Origin of the sequence: Hymenobacter persicinus (assembly GCF_004167665.1) — a bacterium.
GTDB classification, from domain to species: domain Bacteria; phylum Bacteroidota; class Bacteroidia; order Cytophagales; family Hymenobacteraceae; genus Hymenobacter; species Hymenobacter persicinus.
This window is the reverse complement of the sequence record NZ_SEWE01000008.1, coordinates 80777-97139: the sequence shown is the minus strand read 5'-3', so window position 1 is coordinate 97139 and position 16363 is coordinate 80777. Positions and strand designations below refer to the sequence as shown.

Sequence of the window (16363 nt, the reverse complement as noted above, 5' to 3'; positions counted from 1 at the left end):
GCGCGGCCGGGCGGCAGCAAGCGGGCCGGCGTATCTTTGCCCCATGAACCTGCACAACCCTGCCACCGACCTGCCCGCCGCCAATTCCCTGCCCACGCCCGCCCCGGCCCCGGCCCCGGGCACCCCGGCTCAGCAGGCATTCCGCCAGGCCGTGCTCGCCGTGGAAAACCTGCGGGAACGGCTGCAGGAGCTTGAAAACGGCCAGGCCGAAGCGCGCCGCCGCTACTGGCAGCAGGTCGGGCCCCTGGCCCAAACCGTGGTAGCGGCCCGCCGTAGCCTGTTTGCTCCGCTGGAAGAAGCCCTGCTGCTGCCCTACTTCAGCCGGGCCGAGTTGGGGCAGATTGAGGAGCTCATCGTCAGCAATGCCCACGCCCTGCGCGACCGGTTTGGGGAGGACGTAACCGATATTCTGCGGCGCCACGCCCCCGCTTCTGCTTCCCCAAGCCCCGAGGCCCGGCCCCACGCCGCACCCGAACCGGACACGGCGGACGCGGCTCCTGGTCCGCGCAAAACCAAGAAGCAGAAAGCCAAGGAAGCCGCGGCCCAGGCCGAGCAGAACCAGCTCTTGGGCAACACCAAAACCCTGTACCGGCAGCTGGCCCGGGCCAACCACCCCGACCTGGAGCGCGACCCGGCGGTGGCTCAGGAAAAGACCGCGCGGATGCAGCAGATAACCCGGGCTTACGAGGCCAATGACCTATACACGCTGCTGCAGCTACTGTCGGAGCACGCCCCGGGCCACACCGATTCGGAGTCGGAAAACCTGCTGACCAGCTACACCCGCGCTCTGCGCCAGCAGCAGGACGAGCTCAAGCAGCGCATGAACGAAATCAAGTACGGCACCACCAGCGCCTTTGCCGCCACCGGCAAAAAGCAGGAACAGGAGCTTCGCCAGATCAAGCGTGGCCTGCGCGCCGAAACCGACTACCTCCACCACCTCGGCCAGGTCCTCCAGTCGGTCGAAGGCCTGCGCGACGTGCTGCGCCAGCTCAGCGCCGCCGGCCAGGACACGATTTAGCGTAATGCTCTAGTGAGTTAGCAGCTTGGTGGGGGTGACGTGCTGTCTTTGCCTCGCCCTTACAATGAGAACCCACTGAAGCACCACTTATATCACCGCGTCGAGCAGCTCCACGTGGCCGCGCAGGTCCATCAGGAAGCTGCGCACGCGCAAGGGGCGGCCGTGCTGCTGGCCCCAGGCGTTGATTTTCTCGGCCAGCTTGTGGGCGTAGTCGCGGTGTTTGAGGCGTTCCTGCTCCTGGCCGGGGGCCGAGTCGTCGAAGGTACCGGCTTCGCCCAAAAACACCTGGTAGGCCCCGCAGTGGCGGTGTTCGAGCAAATACACGTCCTGAATGTTGTGGAGCTTGCAGGCCACGTCGAGGTGGTCGAAAAAGGCCGTTTCCCAGTGCTGGTTCATGTCGGCGCCCAAAGAGCAGCCGGCCAGGATAAACTGGTCGTAGCGGTTGAGCAGGTTGTCGCCAGCCATAAACTGCACGGTTTCATCGAGCAGGCGCAGGTCCATGCAACTCAGCAGCAAAACGGTGCCGCGCGGGGCCGGGTACGGACGATTCATAGGTGTCGGAAGTGTGGTTGGGGAAAACTTAGGGCGGATATTTCTGCTCATACGTAATTGTGCCCCGACGGGCCTTATTCCGGCCGCTCCGCGGAGTTTTCGGGACGTAGAAAAGCCAGCGTCTGCTCTATCACGGCGGCGTCGCGCAGAATGCGGTTGTGGCCCAGGCCGATGGTGGGGCGAAAGTCGAGGCCGGGCCAGTGGCGGGCAATGGCCTCGGCCTCCGCAAACGGGATGGTGTCGTCGGCGCGGTCGTGGAAAAGCAGGGCCCGGTGGGCGGGCACGGCGTGGTCCGGCCGGGTTAGGCTAAAGCTCTCGACCCGGCGGCCGCCCTGCTGTTCCACAAACGCCAGCATGCGGTGCGTCACGGAAGCCGATAGCTGCAGCAGTTCGGCAAACCGCTCAAACACGGCCGGGGTGCTGCCCGGCACGCTCAGCAGCACCAGCCGCGGCAGACCCTGATCCTGGTTGAACCGTACCGGCAGGCCCGCCGTGGCCGCCGCCCCGAACGAGTGCGCCACCACGCCCCAGACCGGCCCCACGGCTTCGGCCACGGCCTGAATGGCGGCCCCGAACTCGGGCAGGGTGGTGCGGCGGCCGGGGGAAGCGCCGTGGGCCGGGCCGTCGAAGGCAATGACGCGGTAGCCGGCCGCGCTCAGAGCCGTGGCAAACGCCCCCCAGAAGCTGGCCCGGTGCTCCCAGCCGTGCACGAGCAGGATGGCCGGGCCGGCCGCGGGGCCCCACTCGTAGGCGGCTAACTGCCCCGGTCCGAAAGGCACCTGAAACGGCCGGGCCGTAGCCAGGGTCGCCGCTTCCCACTTTTTGGGGGGCAGCCGACGCGGAGTGGTAAACACTCGCCACGCGGCCCGAAACGCCAGCTTCGTAGATACGGCCGACAGCAGCCGCAACCCCAGCCGCAGTCGGCGCAGGGCGGCGGGCACGGGCGGTGGCGAAGGCAGGACGGTGGTGAGAGCTGGATTCATGGCGCAAAGATGGGGCACCCGGCGCAAAACCCGGGTGCCAGCCCGCGGGGCGGCTTGCTGCGAAGAGCCGTTTAGCGGCGGGCTGGGCAATAATATTTCCCCACAAATATTACTTGAGCTTGTATGTAACTATTTTATTTATAAATAGCACTTTAATACCAAGCCTACGTTTCTCACCCATTGCACCGTTTTTATGTCTCGCTCCTTACCTACGCTTCCCACCACACTGCTGGCGCTTTGCCTGCTGACACCTTTGCGCCCTTGCCTGGCCCAGGCGGCAGAACCCGTGGAAGCCGCCAATGCCGCCGGCGTTACCCGCATCGGGACTATTCAGGGCGCGGGAGCCGCGGCCCGGCCCGGCACTTACACCATCGAGGCCATCGTGACGGGCGTGTATTCCGACCTCAACCCGGCCGGCTTCTACGTGCAGGAAATGGCTTCCGCCTCCGACGGCAACCCGGCCACTTCCGACGCGCTGTTTGTAGTGCAGCCCTCCCCCATCGTCAATATCGGCGACAAGGTGCGGGTGACGGGCACGGTGCAGGAAAGCGCCGTCGAGCCCTCGTTCGACCAGGCTGTGCTGACCCAGGCGCAGGTGCAGGTGTTGTCGAGCGGCAACGAGCTGCCCAGCTTCGTGCAGCTTTCGGCTACGTCCTTTACGGGTCCGGCCATGGAACGCTACGAGGGCATGCGGATTCAGCTGCCCGTGCCCCTGACCGTGTCGGAGGTCTACAACCTGCAGCAGCGCGGGGAGCTCACGCTGACTATAGGCGGCGTGACTTACCAGCCCACCCAGTTTATTGACCCCAACGACAACCCCGCCACCGGCACGGCCAGCACCGGCACCAGCAACGTGGCCGCCATCAGCGCCTACCAGGACGCCAACACCGAGCGCAGCCTGCTGCTCGACGACGGCAGCAGCGCCACCAAGCCCAAGCTCGTGCCTTACCTGAACCCAGCCATGGGCACCATCCGGGTGGGCAGCAAGGTGGCTAAGCTGCGCGGTATTTTGGGCTACGGCTTCAATAAGTGGCGGGTGCAGCCCCTGCCCGGGGCCGATGCGCCGGTGTTCAACGTGGTGCGGCCGGGCGTGCCCACCTTCGGCCGCTCCGACCTTAAGCTGGTCAGCTTCAACGTGCTCAACTACTTCAACGGCGACGGGGCCGGCGGCGGTTTTCCCACGGCCCGCGGGGCCAAGACGGCCGCCGACTTTGCCCGGCAGCGCAGCAAAATCATTGCCGCCCTGGCCCAGATGGACGCCGACGTGATTGGGCTGACCGAAATTGAAAACGACGGCACCGGTCCCAACTCCGCCCTAGCTGACCTCGTGGGGGGCCTCAACCAGGTGCTGGGTGCCAACACCTACACCTTCGTCGACGACGGCGGGCCTACTCAGCAACCCAACAACACCGACGCCATTCACTGCGCCATTCTCTACAAGCCCACGGCGGTGCGGCCCCTGGGTCCGGCGCTGGTGGCGCCCGTTACGGGCGTGTTTGAACGGCCCCCGCTGGCCCAGCTTTTCGCCACCCGGCGCAAGGCCCGGCCCGATACGCTGGCTTTGGTTATCAACCACTTCAAGTCCAAGAGCAGCGGCAGTGGGCTCAATGCCGACCTCAACGACGGGCAGGGCGGCTCCAACGAGCGGCGCCGCAACCAGGCCAACGCCCTGGTGCAGTTCATCAACACCACGGTGATACCGGCCGGCGCCACCCGGGTGGTCAGCATCGGCGACTACAACGCCAACTACGAAGAAGACCCCATCGACATCATGCGGGCCGCGGGCTTGGTGGTCGTGACGCCCCCGACCAGCGCCTCGTACGTATTTAAGGGCCTTACCGGCTCCCTCGACCACTGCGTGGTCACGTCCAACATGGTGGGCTTCATCGACGTGCACAAGTGGAACATCAACTCGGCCGAGCCCTACTTTCTGGAGTACGGCATGGCCGGCCCCGCCACGGCCGTCAACAGTCCCTTCCGCTCCTCCGACCACGACCCGGTACTGATCAGCGTGAACTTTTCGGGTATGACGCCGGCCAACGTGGCCGCCCCGCGCCTGTACGTGTATCCCAACCAGGCCGACGGCGCCCACCTGTTCAATTTGACCGGCGTACCGGCCTCGGCGGGTCCGCTCACGCTGGAAGTGCTGCTGCCCCAGGGGCCGCCCATGCTGCAGCTGCGCGGCCCGGTGGCGTTGCTCCAGAGTGAGCTGAGCCGCAACACGGCCCACCTGGCCCCCGGCATTTACCTGCTGCGCCTGAAGGGCCGCAACTTTGCCCAGACCCAGCGCGTGATGAAGGAATAGCCCAAGCCTAAACCCATAGAAAAGGCCCCGGATCCGGGGCCTTTTCTATGGGCTAACGAGGCAGCGCGTTCAGGGCTTACGGGCGTGGCAGGCCAGGCAGGCCGCCACCGAGGGATACGTGGAGAAATGCTGGGCCACGGCGCTTTCAGTGGCCTGCTGAAACGCGGCCAGCAGCTTGCTGCGCTCCGCGTCGGGCATGTTCTGCAGTACCTTCTCGAAGGCCAGGCGGTACACGTGCGCCATAAAGTGCGAGCCATGGGCCGCAAACAGCCCGTCGTGCATGCGGTCAAATGCTTCCTTTTCCGTGGTGGTGATGGAAAGGGAAAGCTCCTGCCAGGCCTTGGCGTTGTCGGCCAGGCGAAGCTGCAAGTCCTCGTTCATACGCTTGAATCTGAAGTAGTGAAGTCAACAACCCGCCCGTAGATCAGGCGCGGGGCGGCGGTAGTAGTGGGGACGGCCTGCTGGTACGGTGCTACCGCCCCGCGCCCGCCGTGGGCCGCGTAAAAGGCACAGATAGCCGTTTCCAGCGCGGACCGGTCGTGCAGGGCCACGGCCGCAAACACGTCCTGCGGCACCAGGGGCGCCGGCATCGTGCTCAGCCGGCAGCTGTCGATTCCCAGCGGGTGCTCAATAAACAGCCGGTGACCATCCGAGGTCATTTGCTCGTGCTGGTAGCGCCAGGCGTGGCTGAACGCGGGCCGGCCGGCATCCGGCTCCGACTCGGTGGTCGCAAAGCCGAGGCTCCGCAGGTAGGCATCCGTCATGGCAGTTGGGAAAAAGGGGATTGGGGGGAACCGGCGTTTCGGCGGGCCAGTTTACCTGCCGCAGCAGCACTCGAAACTCCGCCTCGGAAGCCAGGCGCCCCTGGAAGCTGTACAGCAGCCGGCTTTCCACGTCTTCCAGCAGCGTCATTTCGGCGTCGTCGTAGAGCACGATGGTTTCTCCTGCCCGCAGGCGCTGGGACGGCTGTAGCGGGCCTGGCCGGCCGGGGCCGAGTACCGCGTAAAGCCACACGCGCGCAACAGCTCGGCGGAGGGCTGATAGTAGGAAGCCATGAAGAAAAGAGCAGGTGGGCGCAGCAGCACCAGGCGCTACTCCTGACGGGGGTCAGTTCCGGGAAGGTCGGCATTTAGCGGGCTACTTCCTAACCTGAACCATGAGCGCCGGGGCAGCACTCCGGCGAAAGGCCCTCCCCGCGGCGGCGCCCGGCTTTTATTCGCGTACCGGCCTCCGACGAATTCCGGGGTTGTGTCCTGGGGCTCGTACTTTTGCAGCTGCTCATGCGCTACTTCCCTTCCCTGCCCTTCAAGCTCACCCCACCCTGAGGACTGGCTCCGCTGCCTGGTGCCGCCGCTTCCGGCCGGAAGCGGCCGGCTTTTTTCGTGCCTATTTCTCAGTTTAGTATGCTTCAGGTCCTGCCCTACTTCGCGCAGTATAAACTCAACGTTAAAAATGAAATCCTGGCTGGCCTGACCACCGCCCTGGCCCTGGTGCCGGAGGTGGTGGCCTTTGCGCTGCTGGCCCACATCAGCCCGCTGGTCGGCATCGGCTCGGCCTTTATCATCTGCCTGGTCACGAGCCTGTTCGGCGGCCGGCCGGGTATGATTTCGGGGGCGGCCGGCTCGGTGGCCGTCGTCATTGTCAGCCTGGTGGTGCAGCACGGGGTGGAATACCTGTTTGTGGCCGTGGTGCTGATGGGCCTGATTCAGATTGGCATCGGGCTGCTGCGGCTGGGTAAGTTTATCCGGCTCGTGCCCCAGCCGGTGGTCTACGGGTTCGTCAATGGGCTGGCCTTTATCATCTTCATGGCCCAGCTCGAGCAGTTCAAGGTGCCCGACGCGGCCGGCACCCTGCACTGGCTGACCGGCCCGCCGTTGCTGCTGATGCTGGGTTTGGTGGCCCTGACCATGGCCATTGTGTACCTGCTGCCCCGCCTGACCAAGGCCGTCCCGGCTTCGCTCACGGCCATTGTCGTGGTGTCGGCGCTGGTGATGCTGGGCGGGCTCGACACGAAGTCGGTGGGCGACATTGCCTCCATTGCCGGCGGGCTGCCCTCGTTTCATGTGCCGCAGGTGCCGCTGAGCTGGGCTACGCTTGCCCTAGTGCTGCCCTACGCCGTGATTATGGCGCTGGTGGGCCTCACCGAAAGCCTGCTCACGCTGACGGTGGTAGACGAGATGACCGACTCCCGCGGCCGGGGCAACCAGGACTGCGTGGCCCAGGGCCTGGCCAACGTCACCTCGGGGCTGTTCGGGGGCATGGGCGGCTGCGCCATGATCGGGCAGACCATGGTGAACCTGGAGTCGCGGGGACGCGGACGGCTCTCGGGCGTGGTGGCGGCCGGGGCCCTGGCTCTGTTCGTGGTGGCGGGCTCTTCCCTCATTGAGCGGCTGCCGCTGGCGGCGCTGGTGGGCGTGATGTTCATGGTCGTCATCGGCACGTTTGAGTGGGCCAGCCTGCGCATTCTGCGGCGCATGCCCCTGACCGACGTGCTGGTGATGGTACTCGTGACGCTGGTGACGGCCATTTCCCAGAACCTGGCCCTGGCCGTGCTGCTGGGCGTAGTGGTGTCGGCGCTGGCCTTCGCCTGGGAAAACGCCAAGCGCATCCGGGCCCGCAAGCACCTGGACGCGGCCGGGGTACGGCACTACGAAATCTACGGGCCGCTGTTTTTTGGCTCGGTGCAGGCTTTCACCGACAAGTTCGACGTGGCCCAGGACCCGGCCGAGGTGGTGGTCGACTTCCGCGAGAGCCGGGTGGCCGACATGTCCGGCATCGACGCCCTGCACAAGCTCACGGAGCGCTACCAGCGGGCGGGCAAAACGCTGCGCCTGCGCCACCTCAGCCCCGACTGCCGCCAGCTGCTGCGCAACGCCGGTGCCCTGATTGAAGTCAATATCCTGGAAGACCCCGAGTACCGCGTGGCCACCAGCGCGGGCTAGGCTAGTCCCGGCGGGCACGGTTCGCTTCGCCCGGCATCCGGTATATTGCTCTTCCAACGCGCTTCGGCCTTTCATTTTCCCTTTGCCATGCTCGACCTCATCATCGACGCCCGCCCCGCGGCCCTGAGCCCCGGTTTCGAGGTGCGCCGCATCCTGCCCTACCGCCTGCGCCGGATGCTGGGCCCGTTTATCTTCATGGACCACGCCGGCCCCGTGCAGGTCGCGCCCGAGCTGCTGCCCAGCCTGGACGTGCTACCCCACCCCCACATCGGCCTGAGCACGGTCAGCTACCTATTTGGCGGGCAGGTCACCCACCGCGACAGTCTGGGCGTGGAGCAGATCATCAAGCCCGGGGAGGTGAACTGGATGACGGCCGGCCGCGGCATTGCCCACTCCGAGCGGTTTGAGGACCCGGCTACGCTGGCCGGCGGCGCCCTGGAAATGATTCAGACCTGGGTGGCCCTGCCCGAGGCCGACGAAGAACAGGCTCCCACCTTTGCCAACTACCAGCCCCAGCAGCTGCCCATCTTCACCGACACGGGCGTGTGGATGCGCCTGATTGCCGGCGACGCCTTCGGCCTGCGCAACGACGTCAAGACCCATTCCCCGCTGTTTTACCTGCACGTGGTGCTCCAGCCCGGCGCCCGCTTCGGCCTACCCCGGGGCTACCCCGAGCGCGGCGCCTACGTGGCCAAGGGCAGCGTGGAAGTGGCCGGCCGCACCTATTCGGCCGGGAAGCTGCTGGTCTTCACGCCCGGCATCGACCCGGTGCTGGTGGCCCGTGAGGCCAGCACGCTGATGCTGCTGGGCGGGGAACCGCTGGGGGAGCGGTTTATCTGGTGGAACTTCGTCTCGTCGCGGCGCGACCGAATTGAGCAGGCCAAGGCCGACTGGCAGGCCGGCCGTATCGAGCTGCCGCCCACCGACAACGCCGAATTTGTGCCCCTGCCCCAGGACCGCACCCGCCCCGCCGGCTCCTCGCCCGCCCCGCAGGCGTTGTCGTAGCCAGTGCAAGAGCCCGGCGCCGGCGCACCGAGCCTATGCCCACGCACCATACGGGCCCTGGCATGAGCCTCCTAAAGCTGGCGCACGCGCGGTTATTACTCATTCTCGAACTCACCGTCAGCTTTACGCTTTATCATGGAATACTTCGTGCCGCCGGGCTCCATCGTGCGCACCATTTGGGGCAAGGCCGACACGGTGCTGTTCATCTTCGCCGGCGCGGCGGCCGAGTTTGCCCTCAACAAGGCTGTGGACTGGCTCTACTTCACCGGCCGCCTGCCGGCCGACCCGCTGGCCCGCCTGTTTTCCACCGTTGAGTACGCCCGCCAGATTGTGTTTGCTGAGCGCGCGGGCGCCGAGCGGGCCATTGACACCATTGCCGCCATTCACGGGGCCGTAGAAGCCCAGCGTGGCATGGCCATTCCGGCCTGGGCCTACCGCGACGTGCTGTTTCTGCTCATCGACTATTCCATTCGCTCCTTTGAAGCGTTGGAGCGCCCGCTCACGGCGGCGGAAAAAGAGGAGGTGTTCGACGTATTTGCCCGCGTAGGTCGGCGCATGGGGGTTGAGCAGGTGCCCGCCTCCCACCCCGCCTGGCTGCTCGTGCGCGAGCAGCACCTCGTGGCCGACCTCGAGCCCAGCCGCTTCACCGCCGACCTTTACCGGCAGTACCGCCGCCACCTGGGGCCGGTGCGCTACTGGCTGCTGCGGCACGCTCAGCGTCTGGTGGTGCCGGCGCTGGTGCGCGACCTGCTGGGGCTCGGGCGCCGCTCCTGGCTGCGGCCGGTGCTGCCCCTGTACCGCTACACCCAGCATCTGGCTCCGGGCCGCTGGGCCCGGGCGGCCCTGCTGCCCCCGGCCTACAAAGCCAAAATTCTGGCCCTGGACCACGAGCCCGCCGCCCGGCCGCGGAGCTAAAAGAACGGCGCATCGGCGTAAACCGGCCGGCAGCCACTTACACAAGGCCTTGGTTGAACTCCCGGGGCATCTTCGGGTAGATAATCTTGCCCCGCCCACAGTCTGCCTGTCGGGGCCGCCCGGGTAGATGCCACGGCCTTCAGGGCGGAGGGACGCCTGCTGCACGAAAAAGGCCCTCTGGCAAACTGCGGAAGTTGAAATCGACTCCCTGAGCAACCACGCCCTGGTGCTGCAGCTGTAGCTTCCCAGTTCAGAGGTTTCACTGATTCGTACGTGGGGACCTGATTTCACCTCACATTGCGACTAGATTTATACCATAATTTTTTTGTAATTTAATTGTCCCGGCACTGCTCAGGCGCGCCGCCTGGGCTCGGCTTCCTCCTTACTAGCCCTGGCCATGCAAAACATTCTTGTTCCCACTGATTTCACTTCCGAAGCGCACAACGCGCTGGAGGTTGCCGTGCAGCTGGCCTACCGCACCGGGGGCCGCATCACGCTGCTGCACGTGGTTGAAGCCCCCAGCGCGGCAGGGCTGGTTTCGACCGGCGGCGTGGCCCACGGCTCCTCCCGCGACGGGGTCTTTATGGTGCAGCTGCTCCAGCGCACCAAGCGCCGCATGCACGAGCTGATGGCCGAAGTGGCCCGCACTCACCTCGGGGTGCCCGTCCACGACGCCATTGCCACCGCCCCCGTAGACGAGGCCATCCTGGGCGTTATCCGGGAGCAGCACATCGACCTGGTGGTAGTGGGCACCCGGGAGCACGCCCCGGCCTTTCACCTGCTCACGCCCGACTCCCACGCCGAGCGGCTCGTGCGGCTGGCGCCCTGCCCGGTGCTCACCGTGAAGCATCCCGCCCCTGCTTTCGAAGTGCACTCCATCGTTTTCGCCTCCGATTTTTCCGCCGAAGCTGACCAGCTTGTGCCTTACCTGCGCCAGCTCGGACAAGCCTTTCCCGAAGCCACGCTCCACCTGCTCGACATCGTGACCCGGGCCGAGGACTACGCCACGGCCCTGGACCGGATTCACGCCTTTGCCAGTCGTCACCAGCTGGCCGCCTACGAGCCCGACGTATTCGATGCGCCCCAGGTGCAGGCCGGCATTCCGCGCTACGTCGAGCAGGCCCACGCCGACTTGGTCGTGATGCTCACCCACGGCCACAGCGGCTTACGGCACCTGCTGCAGCACAACATTGCCGAAAGCGTCGCCGTGCAGACGGCCGCCCCGGTGCTCACGTTTCACCCCCATTGAGTGCTGAATTTCTGCCCCATCCCACAAAATCCCGCCCCAAACCTGTCAATGGTTTGGGGCGGGTTTTTGTACCTGCTTCACCGGCCTTACTGAATTTGCCGCAGTGCTCTTTTAGGAACTGCACGAAAGCGTGGCGCTGCCAGGTTTGTCGCGGGCCCAGTCGGGGCGCTTGGCCGCCAGCTCCTCGTGCTCGGGCTGTTCGGCAAAGGGCGTCTGGAGCACGTGCAGCAGCCGCTCAATTCCGCTCAGGTCGCCGCCCTCGGCCGCTTCAATGGCCTGCTGGGCCAGGTAGTTGCGCAGCACGTACTTGGGGTTGACGGCCAGCATAGCGTCCCGGATTTCAACTCCCGAAGCCGGCTCCTGCCGCAGGCGCCGGGCGTAGCGCCCCAGCCAGGCCAGCAGGGTTTCGTGCACCGGGCCCGGCACCGGCACGTAGGAAGCGGCCGCCACCAGCTCCTGAAACTTCACTTCCTCTCCCGCTTCCCCTTCCCGCAGCTCGGCCGCCAGGTGCGACAGACGGCGGAAAAACACGGTCATGTCCACCTCGGAGGTGATGAGGCCCTGGTGAATGTCAGCCAGCAGCGCTGCATCGTCGGGCTGGGTGGCAGTGAGGCCTAGCTTGCGGCGCAGCAGGCTCTCCCGGGTTTCGGTGAACGTAGTGCGGTACCCTTCCAGCGCCGCGTTGAGGCCGGCCACGTCGGGCACCAGCGGGGTGAGGGCCCGGGCCAGCTGAGCCAGGTTCCAGAGCGCCACCTGGGGCTGCTGCCCGAAGGCGTAGCGGTGCTGGCTGAAGTCGGTGGTGTTGGGCGTCCAGCTCGGGTCGTAGGGCTCCAGCCAGCCGTAGGGGCCGTAGTCGATGGTCAAACCCAGAATCGACATGTTGTCGGTGTTCATGACTCCGTGCACGAAGCCCACGCTCATCCAGTGGGCCACCATCACGGCCGTGCGGCGGCACACTTCCGCAAACCAGTGCCCGTACACGGCCGCAGAGGGCTCCCCGAGCTCGGGGTAGTGGTGGCGGATAACGTAGTCGGCTAGGGCGCGCAGGTTGTCGAACTCGGCGGCGGCCGTCATCAGCTGAAAGTTGCCGAAGCGCACGAACGTGGGCGCCACCCGCGCCACAATGGCCCCGGGCTCGGGCAGCGGGTTGCCACTGTAGAACATGTCGCGCACCACCACGTCGCCAGTGCCGACCAGGCTCAGGGCCCGGGTAGTGGGCACGCCCAGGGCGTGCATGGCCTCCGAGCACAGAAACTCCCGCACCGAGGAGCGCAGCACGGCCCGGCCGTCGGCCCGCCGGGAGTAGGGCGTGGGGCCGGCGCCCTTGAGCTGCACTTCCCAGCGGCTGCCGTCCCGGGCCGTGAGCTCCCCCAGGGAAATGGCCCGCCCGTCGCCGAGCTGCCCGGCCCAGTTGCCGAACTGATGCCCTCCGTAGCGGGCCGCGAAGGGCTTCATGGATTCCGTCACGCGGTTGCCGGCCAACGCGTCCACGGCCGGCCCCTGCGCGGCGGGCCGGGCCAGGCCCAGAAAGTCGGCCAGCGGCACCGACCAGGCCAGCAGCCGGGGCGCCGCGACCGGCGTGGGCGCAATGCGGGAGTAGCAGTAGCCGGGCACCTGCCGGGGCCGGGCGTCGGCGGCTACCTCGCCGCGGAGCTCGTCCACGAAAGAATTCGAGAAATCAACCTGGTCAAACTGCAAAAGGGACTGCGCCATAATCGAGGGAAAGGGAAAAGCGGGGGAAGTGCGGCCCACAACCGGCCGCGGGGCCCCGCTGAGGCAAAGAAACCGGGCCGGGGCCCGCAGGTTTACGGCTCCCGGCCGCCGGGGATAAGCCGCCACCAGCGTCGGCGCCGCTCAATACCGGCGCTGACGCGCCGGAACCGGGTTTTTCCCAACTTTTCCGGTTGGGGGCAGTACTGATTTGAGTACCTTGCTGGACCCGTTGCCGGGGCGCCTAGCCCCGCCCACCGCCGCCGGCCTCTTCGTCTGCTCTTTCATGCCTGATTCCTTCGTTCCCGCTGGCCTGCCAGCCGACTTGTCCGCGCTGGTGCTGCCCGAGGAGCTGCTGGCGGGGATGCTGGAAGTTTCCCTGACGGCCGTAGCCCTCTACGAGCCCGTGTTTGGACCGGCCGGCAACGACACCATCGTTGATTTTCGCATTGTGCTGCTCAACCCGGTGGCCCGGCGCATTCTGCAGCTACCGGCCCAGCCGCCCGAGTTGTACCTGCATTATTTCCCCGGCACGCTGAGCACCGGCGTGTTCGACTTTCACTGCCGCGTGTTTCATACCGGGCAGCCCGAGCGCCTCAGCCTCAACTACCAGGCCGACGGCCTCGACAATTACTTCCGCCTCTCGGCCTGCCGGGTGGGCCGGCTCGTGCTGGTAAGCTTCACCGACACGGCCGACGAGACGCGCTCCGGCGTGGAGCAGGCCCTGCGCGAAAGCCAGGCGCGGGAGCGGGCGGCCCGGGCCGAAGCCGAGCGGCAGCGCACCCGCCTGCACGACACGTTTATGCAGGCCCCGGCCATGATCTGCATTTTCGATGGTCCCGAGCACGTTTTCGAGCTCGTCAATCCGCCCTACCAGCAGCTCGTGGGCAACCGCCCCCTGCTGGGCCGCCCGATCCGGGAGGCCATGCCCGAGCTGGCCGGCCAGCCCATCTTCGAGCTCCTCGATGCCGTGTACCGCACCGGGCAGCCCTTTCACGCCACTGAGATGCTGGTTCAGCTCGACCACGACAACGAGGGCCGGCAGGAGCTGGAAAAGCGCTACTACAACTTCATCTACCAGCCCCGCCGGGGTACCGACGGCCAGCCCGACGGCATCATGGTCTTCGCCTACGACGTGAGCCCGCAGGTGCAGGCCCGCCAGCTGATTGAGGACAAGGAACGGGAGCTGCGCGTGCTCTACACCCAATCCGACGACATCAACGAGGAGCTGGCCGCGGCCAATGAAGAGCTGCACGCCGCCAATGAGGAAGCCCTGGCCAACAATGAGGAGCTCTACCGCACTGAGCAGCTGCTGCGGGAGCTGAACCTGAAGCTGGAGTCGCGCGTGGCCGACCGTACGGCCCAGCTGCGCAACGCCCAGGCCGAGGCCGAGCGGCACCGCGCCCGCCTGTACCGCTTCTTCATGCAGGCCCCGGCCGCCATCTGCATCTTCGACGGCCCCGACCTGGTGTTTGAGCTCGTTAACGCCGCCTTTCAGCAGATGTTTGCCGCGCGCCAGCTGCTGGGGCGGCCCCTGCTGGAAGTGCTGCCCGAAATCCTGGGTCACCCGGCTTATACCACGCTGCGGCAGGTGTTCGACACGGGCAGCACCCACGAGGAAAGCAGCCGGCTGGTTCCCATCCGCAACCCGAAAACCGGGCAGCTGGAGGACCGCTACTTCAACTACATCCAGCAGGCCCGCTTCGACGAGCAGGGCCGCATCGACGGCGTGATGGTGTTTGCCCTCGAAGTAACCGAGCAGACTCTGGCGCGCCAGCAGGCCTCGGCTCAGCAGGAACAGCTGCGGGCGTTGTTTGAGCAGGCCCCGGTCGCCATTGCCGTGTTTTACGGTCCCGGCCACGTGGTGGAGCTGGCCAACCCCGCCATCTGCGCCATCTGGGGCCGCAGCCCGGCCCAGGTGCTCGGGCTGCCCCTGGTGGAAGCCCTGCCCGAAGTGGAAGAACAAGGCTTCGTGGCTTTGCTCGACGGCGTGTATCAGACCGGGATTCCCTACGTGGCCCAGGAGCACCCGACCACACTGGCCCGCCACGGCCAGCAGGAAGACATCTTTCTGAACTTCGTGTACCACCCCATGCGCGACGAGCAGGGCCAGATTACCGGCATCACGGTGGTGGCCATCGACGTGACCGAGCACGTGGCGGCCCGGCAGCTGCTGGGCATTGCCAACGACGAACTCACGGTCAGCAACACCGCCCTGGATTTGCTCAACCAGCAGCTCACGCGCACCAACCAGGACCTCGACAACTTCGTCTACACCGCCTCCCACGACCTCAAGCAGCCCGTCGATAATATGGCCGGGCTGTTTGACGAACTCAAGCACAGCGCTACTTTCCACGACCCGCAGGCCACGCTCATGATTGGCATGTTTGAGGAGGCCCTGCGCCAGATCGACGGCACCATTCAGGGCCTGACGGCCGTGGTGCAGACCGAGCGGCTGAGCGGGCAGATTCCGACCGAAACCGTGGAGCTGCTGCCCCTGACCCAGAGCGTGCTCCAGAGCCTGCACCACCAGGCCACGGGTCTGCACGCCGGCTTCGAACTCGACTTCACGGCCGTGCCCGCCGTCCACTTCGCCCGCCTCAACCTGCAAAGCATTCTGTATAATTTGCTCAGCAACGCCCTGAAGTACGCCCACCCCGACCGGCCGCCGCGGGTGCGCATCAGCACCGCTCTGAGTGCGGAGGGCGCGCCCGTGCTGAGCGTGCGCGACAACGGCCTGGGCTTGGACGTGGCCCGCTACGGCGCCGACCTGTTCCAGATGTTCCGCCGCTTCCACGACCACACCGCCGGCTCGGGCATGGGCCTGTACCTGGTCAACCGCATTCTGCGCCAGGCCGGGGGCCATATCGAAGTCGAAAGCACCGTGGGCGAAGGCAGCACTTTTCATATTCATCTGCCCCCAAGCGCCCGGCAGGCCTAGCCCGCGCGGCCCCAACCGCATAAAAAGCCCCTTCTGCGCGGCAGAAGGGGCTTTTTATATTTTATAGTAAGAGTACCAGCCGGCGCTACTTCTTCGTGGGGGCCACCTCGACTAAGGCGTTGGCAGGCAAATCCAGCTCCCGGGACGTCTGAAATTCGGGCACTTTCTCGGCATTTTCCTCCACCCGGCGCTGCACAATGCGCAGCTGGCGCCCTCCCACGTTCATCACGGCCAGATCCTGGCTGGTGCCCGAGCCGGGGTCGTAGCTGCGGAAGCCCAGCAGCATGCCGCTGGGGAAACCCGCCAGCTTGGCCTTTTCCTTCGTTACCACGTCGGGCTTGCCGGTAAACTGGCCCAGGTCGATATCCTGGGTTTTGCCGCCCGCCAGCAGCAGGTGGGCACTGGTTTTGGGGCCGCTGGGGCCGTCGGCGGCCGCGCCGGGTTTGAAGCGGAACGACACGCGCACGGTCTGGGGCGCGGCGGCGGCGGGGACCGTGGCGGGAGGCGGCGTTTCGGTGGCCGGAATCGTGCTGGCGGCCGCGGCCGAGTCGGGCGTGGGTGCCGGCGCGGCCGGGGTTGTAGTCGTGGTGGCGGGGGCGGACTGCTCGGTGGCGGGCGGCGTCTGGTTGCAGCCAGCGGCCAGTGCGCACAGCGCGGCCGCCAGGAGAGTTTGGGAAACGGATTTCATGCGCGAGAAAAGCAGAAGTCGGAAAAGTGGTTGCAAAGTGAAGAGTGGAAAAGGC

At 66.4% G+C, this 16363-nt stretch carries 13 protein-coding genes; 7 read left to right on the top strand and 6 right to left on the bottom strand.

Going from position 1 to position 16363, the window contains the following annotated elements:
* Positions 1 to 43 precede the first annotated feature (43 nt).
* A complete protein-coding gene (locus EWM57_RS05735; protein ID WP_129920187.1) occupies positions 44 to 1018 on the top strand; it encodes a hypothetical protein in 975 nt (324 codons plus the stop codon).
* An 87-nt stretch (positions 1019 to 1105) separates the two neighbouring features.
* Here the strand turns inward: EWM57_RS05735 and EWM57_RS05730 are convergent, their stop codons facing one another.
* Together EWM57_RS05730 and EWM57_RS05725 are read right to left on the bottom strand one after the other, a co-directional pair.
* The gene (locus tag EWM57_RS05730; protein ID WP_207218270.1) at positions 1106 to 1570 is read right to left on the bottom strand and encodes a hypothetical protein; all 465 of its coding nucleotides are present in this window, start codon (positions 1568 to 1570) and stop codon (positions 1106 to 1108) included.
* A gap of 74 nt (positions 1571 to 1644) precedes the next feature.
* Positions 1645 to 2553, bottom strand: a complete 909-nt coding sequence (locus EWM57_RS05725; protein ID WP_129920185.1) for an alpha/beta fold hydrolase — start codon at positions 2551 to 2553, stop codon at positions 1645 to 1647.
* Between the two features lie 193 nt (positions 2554 to 2746).
* Here EWM57_RS05725 and EWM57_RS05720 point away from each other — a divergent pair, with 193 nt between their 5' ends.
* Positions 2747 to 4858 carry an ExeM/NucH family extracellular endonuclease gene (locus tag EWM57_RS05720; protein ID WP_129920184.1) on the top strand — a complete coding sequence of 704 codons (2112 nt, stop codon included), beginning with the start codon at positions 2747 to 2749 and terminating at the stop codon, positions 4856 to 4858.
* 69 nt (positions 4859 to 4927) lie between these two features.
* Here the strand turns inward: EWM57_RS05720 and EWM57_RS05715 are convergent, their stop codons facing one another.
* Positions 4928 to 5239 (bottom strand): hypothetical protein, encoded by a 312-nt coding sequence (locus EWM57_RS05715; RefSeq protein ID WP_129920183.1) that lies wholly within the window; start codon positions 5237 to 5239, stop codon positions 4928 to 4930.
* The gene (locus tag EWM57_RS05710; protein WP_129920182.1) at positions 5236 to 5622 is read right to left on the bottom strand and encodes a hypothetical protein; all 387 of its coding nucleotides are present in this window, start codon (positions 5620 to 5622) and stop codon (positions 5236 to 5238) included. The genes EWM57_RS05715 and EWM57_RS05710 overlap by 4 nt, the downstream gene beginning before the upstream one ends.
* A gap of 639 nt (positions 5623 to 6261) precedes the next feature.
* Here EWM57_RS05710 and EWM57_RS05705 point away from each other — a divergent pair.
* From EWM57_RS05705 to EWM57_RS05690, 4 genes are all read left to right on the top strand, one after another.
* A complete protein-coding gene (locus tag EWM57_RS05705) occupies positions 6262 to 7800 on the top strand; it encodes a SulP family inorganic anion transporter (RefSeq protein WP_129920181.1) in 1539 nt (512 codons plus the stop codon).
* An 87-nt stretch (positions 7801 to 7887) separates the two neighbouring features.
* On the top strand, positions 7888 to 8805 hold the full coding sequence (locus EWM57_RS05700; protein ID WP_129920180.1) for a pirin family protein: 918 nt from the start codon (positions 7888 to 7890) through the stop codon (positions 8803 to 8805).
* 135 nt (positions 8806 to 8940) lie between these two features.
* On the top strand, positions 8941 to 9720 hold the full coding sequence (locus EWM57_RS05695; RefSeq protein WP_129920179.1) for an oxygenase MpaB family protein: 780 nt from the start codon (positions 8941 to 8943) through the stop codon (positions 9718 to 9720).
* 397 nt (positions 9721 to 10117) lie between these two features.
* Positions 10118 to 10969, top strand: coding sequence for a universal stress protein (locus EWM57_RS05690; protein ID WP_129920178.1), 852 nt, complete (start codon positions 10118 to 10120; stop codon positions 10967 to 10969).
* A gap of 111 nt (positions 10970 to 11080) precedes the next feature.
* On the opposite strand, the gene EWM57_RS05685 is transcribed toward EWM57_RS05690, so the two are convergent.
* A complete protein-coding gene (locus tag EWM57_RS05685; protein ID WP_129920177.1) occupies positions 11081 to 12682 on the bottom strand; it encodes a protein adenylyltransferase SelO in 1602 nt (533 codons plus the stop codon).
* A 283-nt stretch (positions 12683 to 12965) separates the two neighbouring features.
* Here EWM57_RS05685 and EWM57_RS05680 point away from each other — a divergent pair, with 283 nt between their 5' ends.
* Entirely contained in the window at positions 12966 to 15620 is a 2655-nt protein-coding gene (locus tag EWM57_RS05680) for a PAS domain-containing protein (RefSeq protein ID WP_129920176.1), read from the top strand.
* An 85-nt stretch (positions 15621 to 15705) separates the two neighbouring features.
* On the opposite strand, the gene EWM57_RS05675 is transcribed toward EWM57_RS05680, so the two are convergent.
* Positions 15706 to 16308 carry a hypothetical protein gene (locus tag EWM57_RS05675; protein WP_129920175.1) on the bottom strand — a complete coding sequence of 201 codons (603 nt, stop codon included), beginning with the start codon at positions 16306 to 16308 and terminating at the stop codon, positions 15706 to 15708.
* Positions 16309 to 16363 lie beyond the last annotated feature (55 nt).

What these genes read in the sequence shown, in the direction of transcription:
- EWM57_RS05735 (WP_129920187.1), top strand. Translation starts at nt 44, where the DNA reads ATGAACCTGCACAACCCTGCCACCGACCTGCCCGCCGCCAATTCCCTG.
- EWM57_RS05730 (WP_207218270.1), bottom strand. Translation starts at nt 1,570, where the DNA reads ATGAATCGTCCGTACCCGGCCCCGCGCGGCACCGTTTTGCTGCTGAGT.
- EWM57_RS05725 (WP_129920185.1), bottom strand. Translation starts at nt 2,553, where the DNA reads ATGAATCCAGCTCTCACCACCGTCCTGCCTTCGCCACCGCCCGTGCCC.
- EWM57_RS05720 (WP_129920184.1), top strand. Translation starts at nt 2,747, where the DNA reads ATGTCTCGCTCCTTACCTACGCTTCCCACCACACTGCTGGCGCTTTGC.
- EWM57_RS05715 (WP_129920183.1), bottom strand. Translation starts at nt 5,239, where the DNA reads ATGAACGAGGACTTGCAGCTTCGCCTGGCCGACAACGCCAAGGCCTGG.
- EWM57_RS05710 (WP_129920182.1), bottom strand. Translation starts at nt 5,622, where the DNA reads ATGACGGATGCCTACCTGCGGAGCCTCGGCTTTGCGACCACCGAGTCG.
- EWM57_RS05705 (WP_129920181.1), top strand. Translation starts at nt 6,262, where the DNA reads ATGCTTCAGGTCCTGCCCTACTTCGCGCAGTATAAACTCAACGTTAAA.
- EWM57_RS05700 (WP_129920180.1), top strand. Translation starts at nt 7,888, where the DNA reads ATGCTCGACCTCATCATCGACGCCCGCCCCGCGGCCCTGAGCCCCGGT.
- EWM57_RS05695 (WP_129920179.1), top strand. Translation starts at nt 8,941, where the DNA reads ATGGAATACTTCGTGCCGCCGGGCTCCATCGTGCGCACCATTTGGGGC.
- EWM57_RS05690 (WP_129920178.1), top strand. Translation starts at nt 10,118, where the DNA reads ATGCAAAACATTCTTGTTCCCACTGATTTCACTTCCGAAGCGCACAAC.
- EWM57_RS05685 (WP_129920177.1), bottom strand. Translation starts at nt 12,682, where the DNA reads ATGGCGCAGTCCCTTTTGCAGTTTGACCAGGTTGATTTCTCGAATTCT.
- EWM57_RS05680 (WP_129920176.1), top strand. Translation starts at nt 12,966, where the DNA reads ATGCCTGATTCCTTCGTTCCCGCTGGCCTGCCAGCCGACTTGTCCGCG.
- EWM57_RS05675 (WP_129920175.1), bottom strand. Translation starts at nt 16,308, where the DNA reads ATGAAATCCGTTTCCCAAACTCTCCTGGCGGCCGCGCTGTGCGCACTG.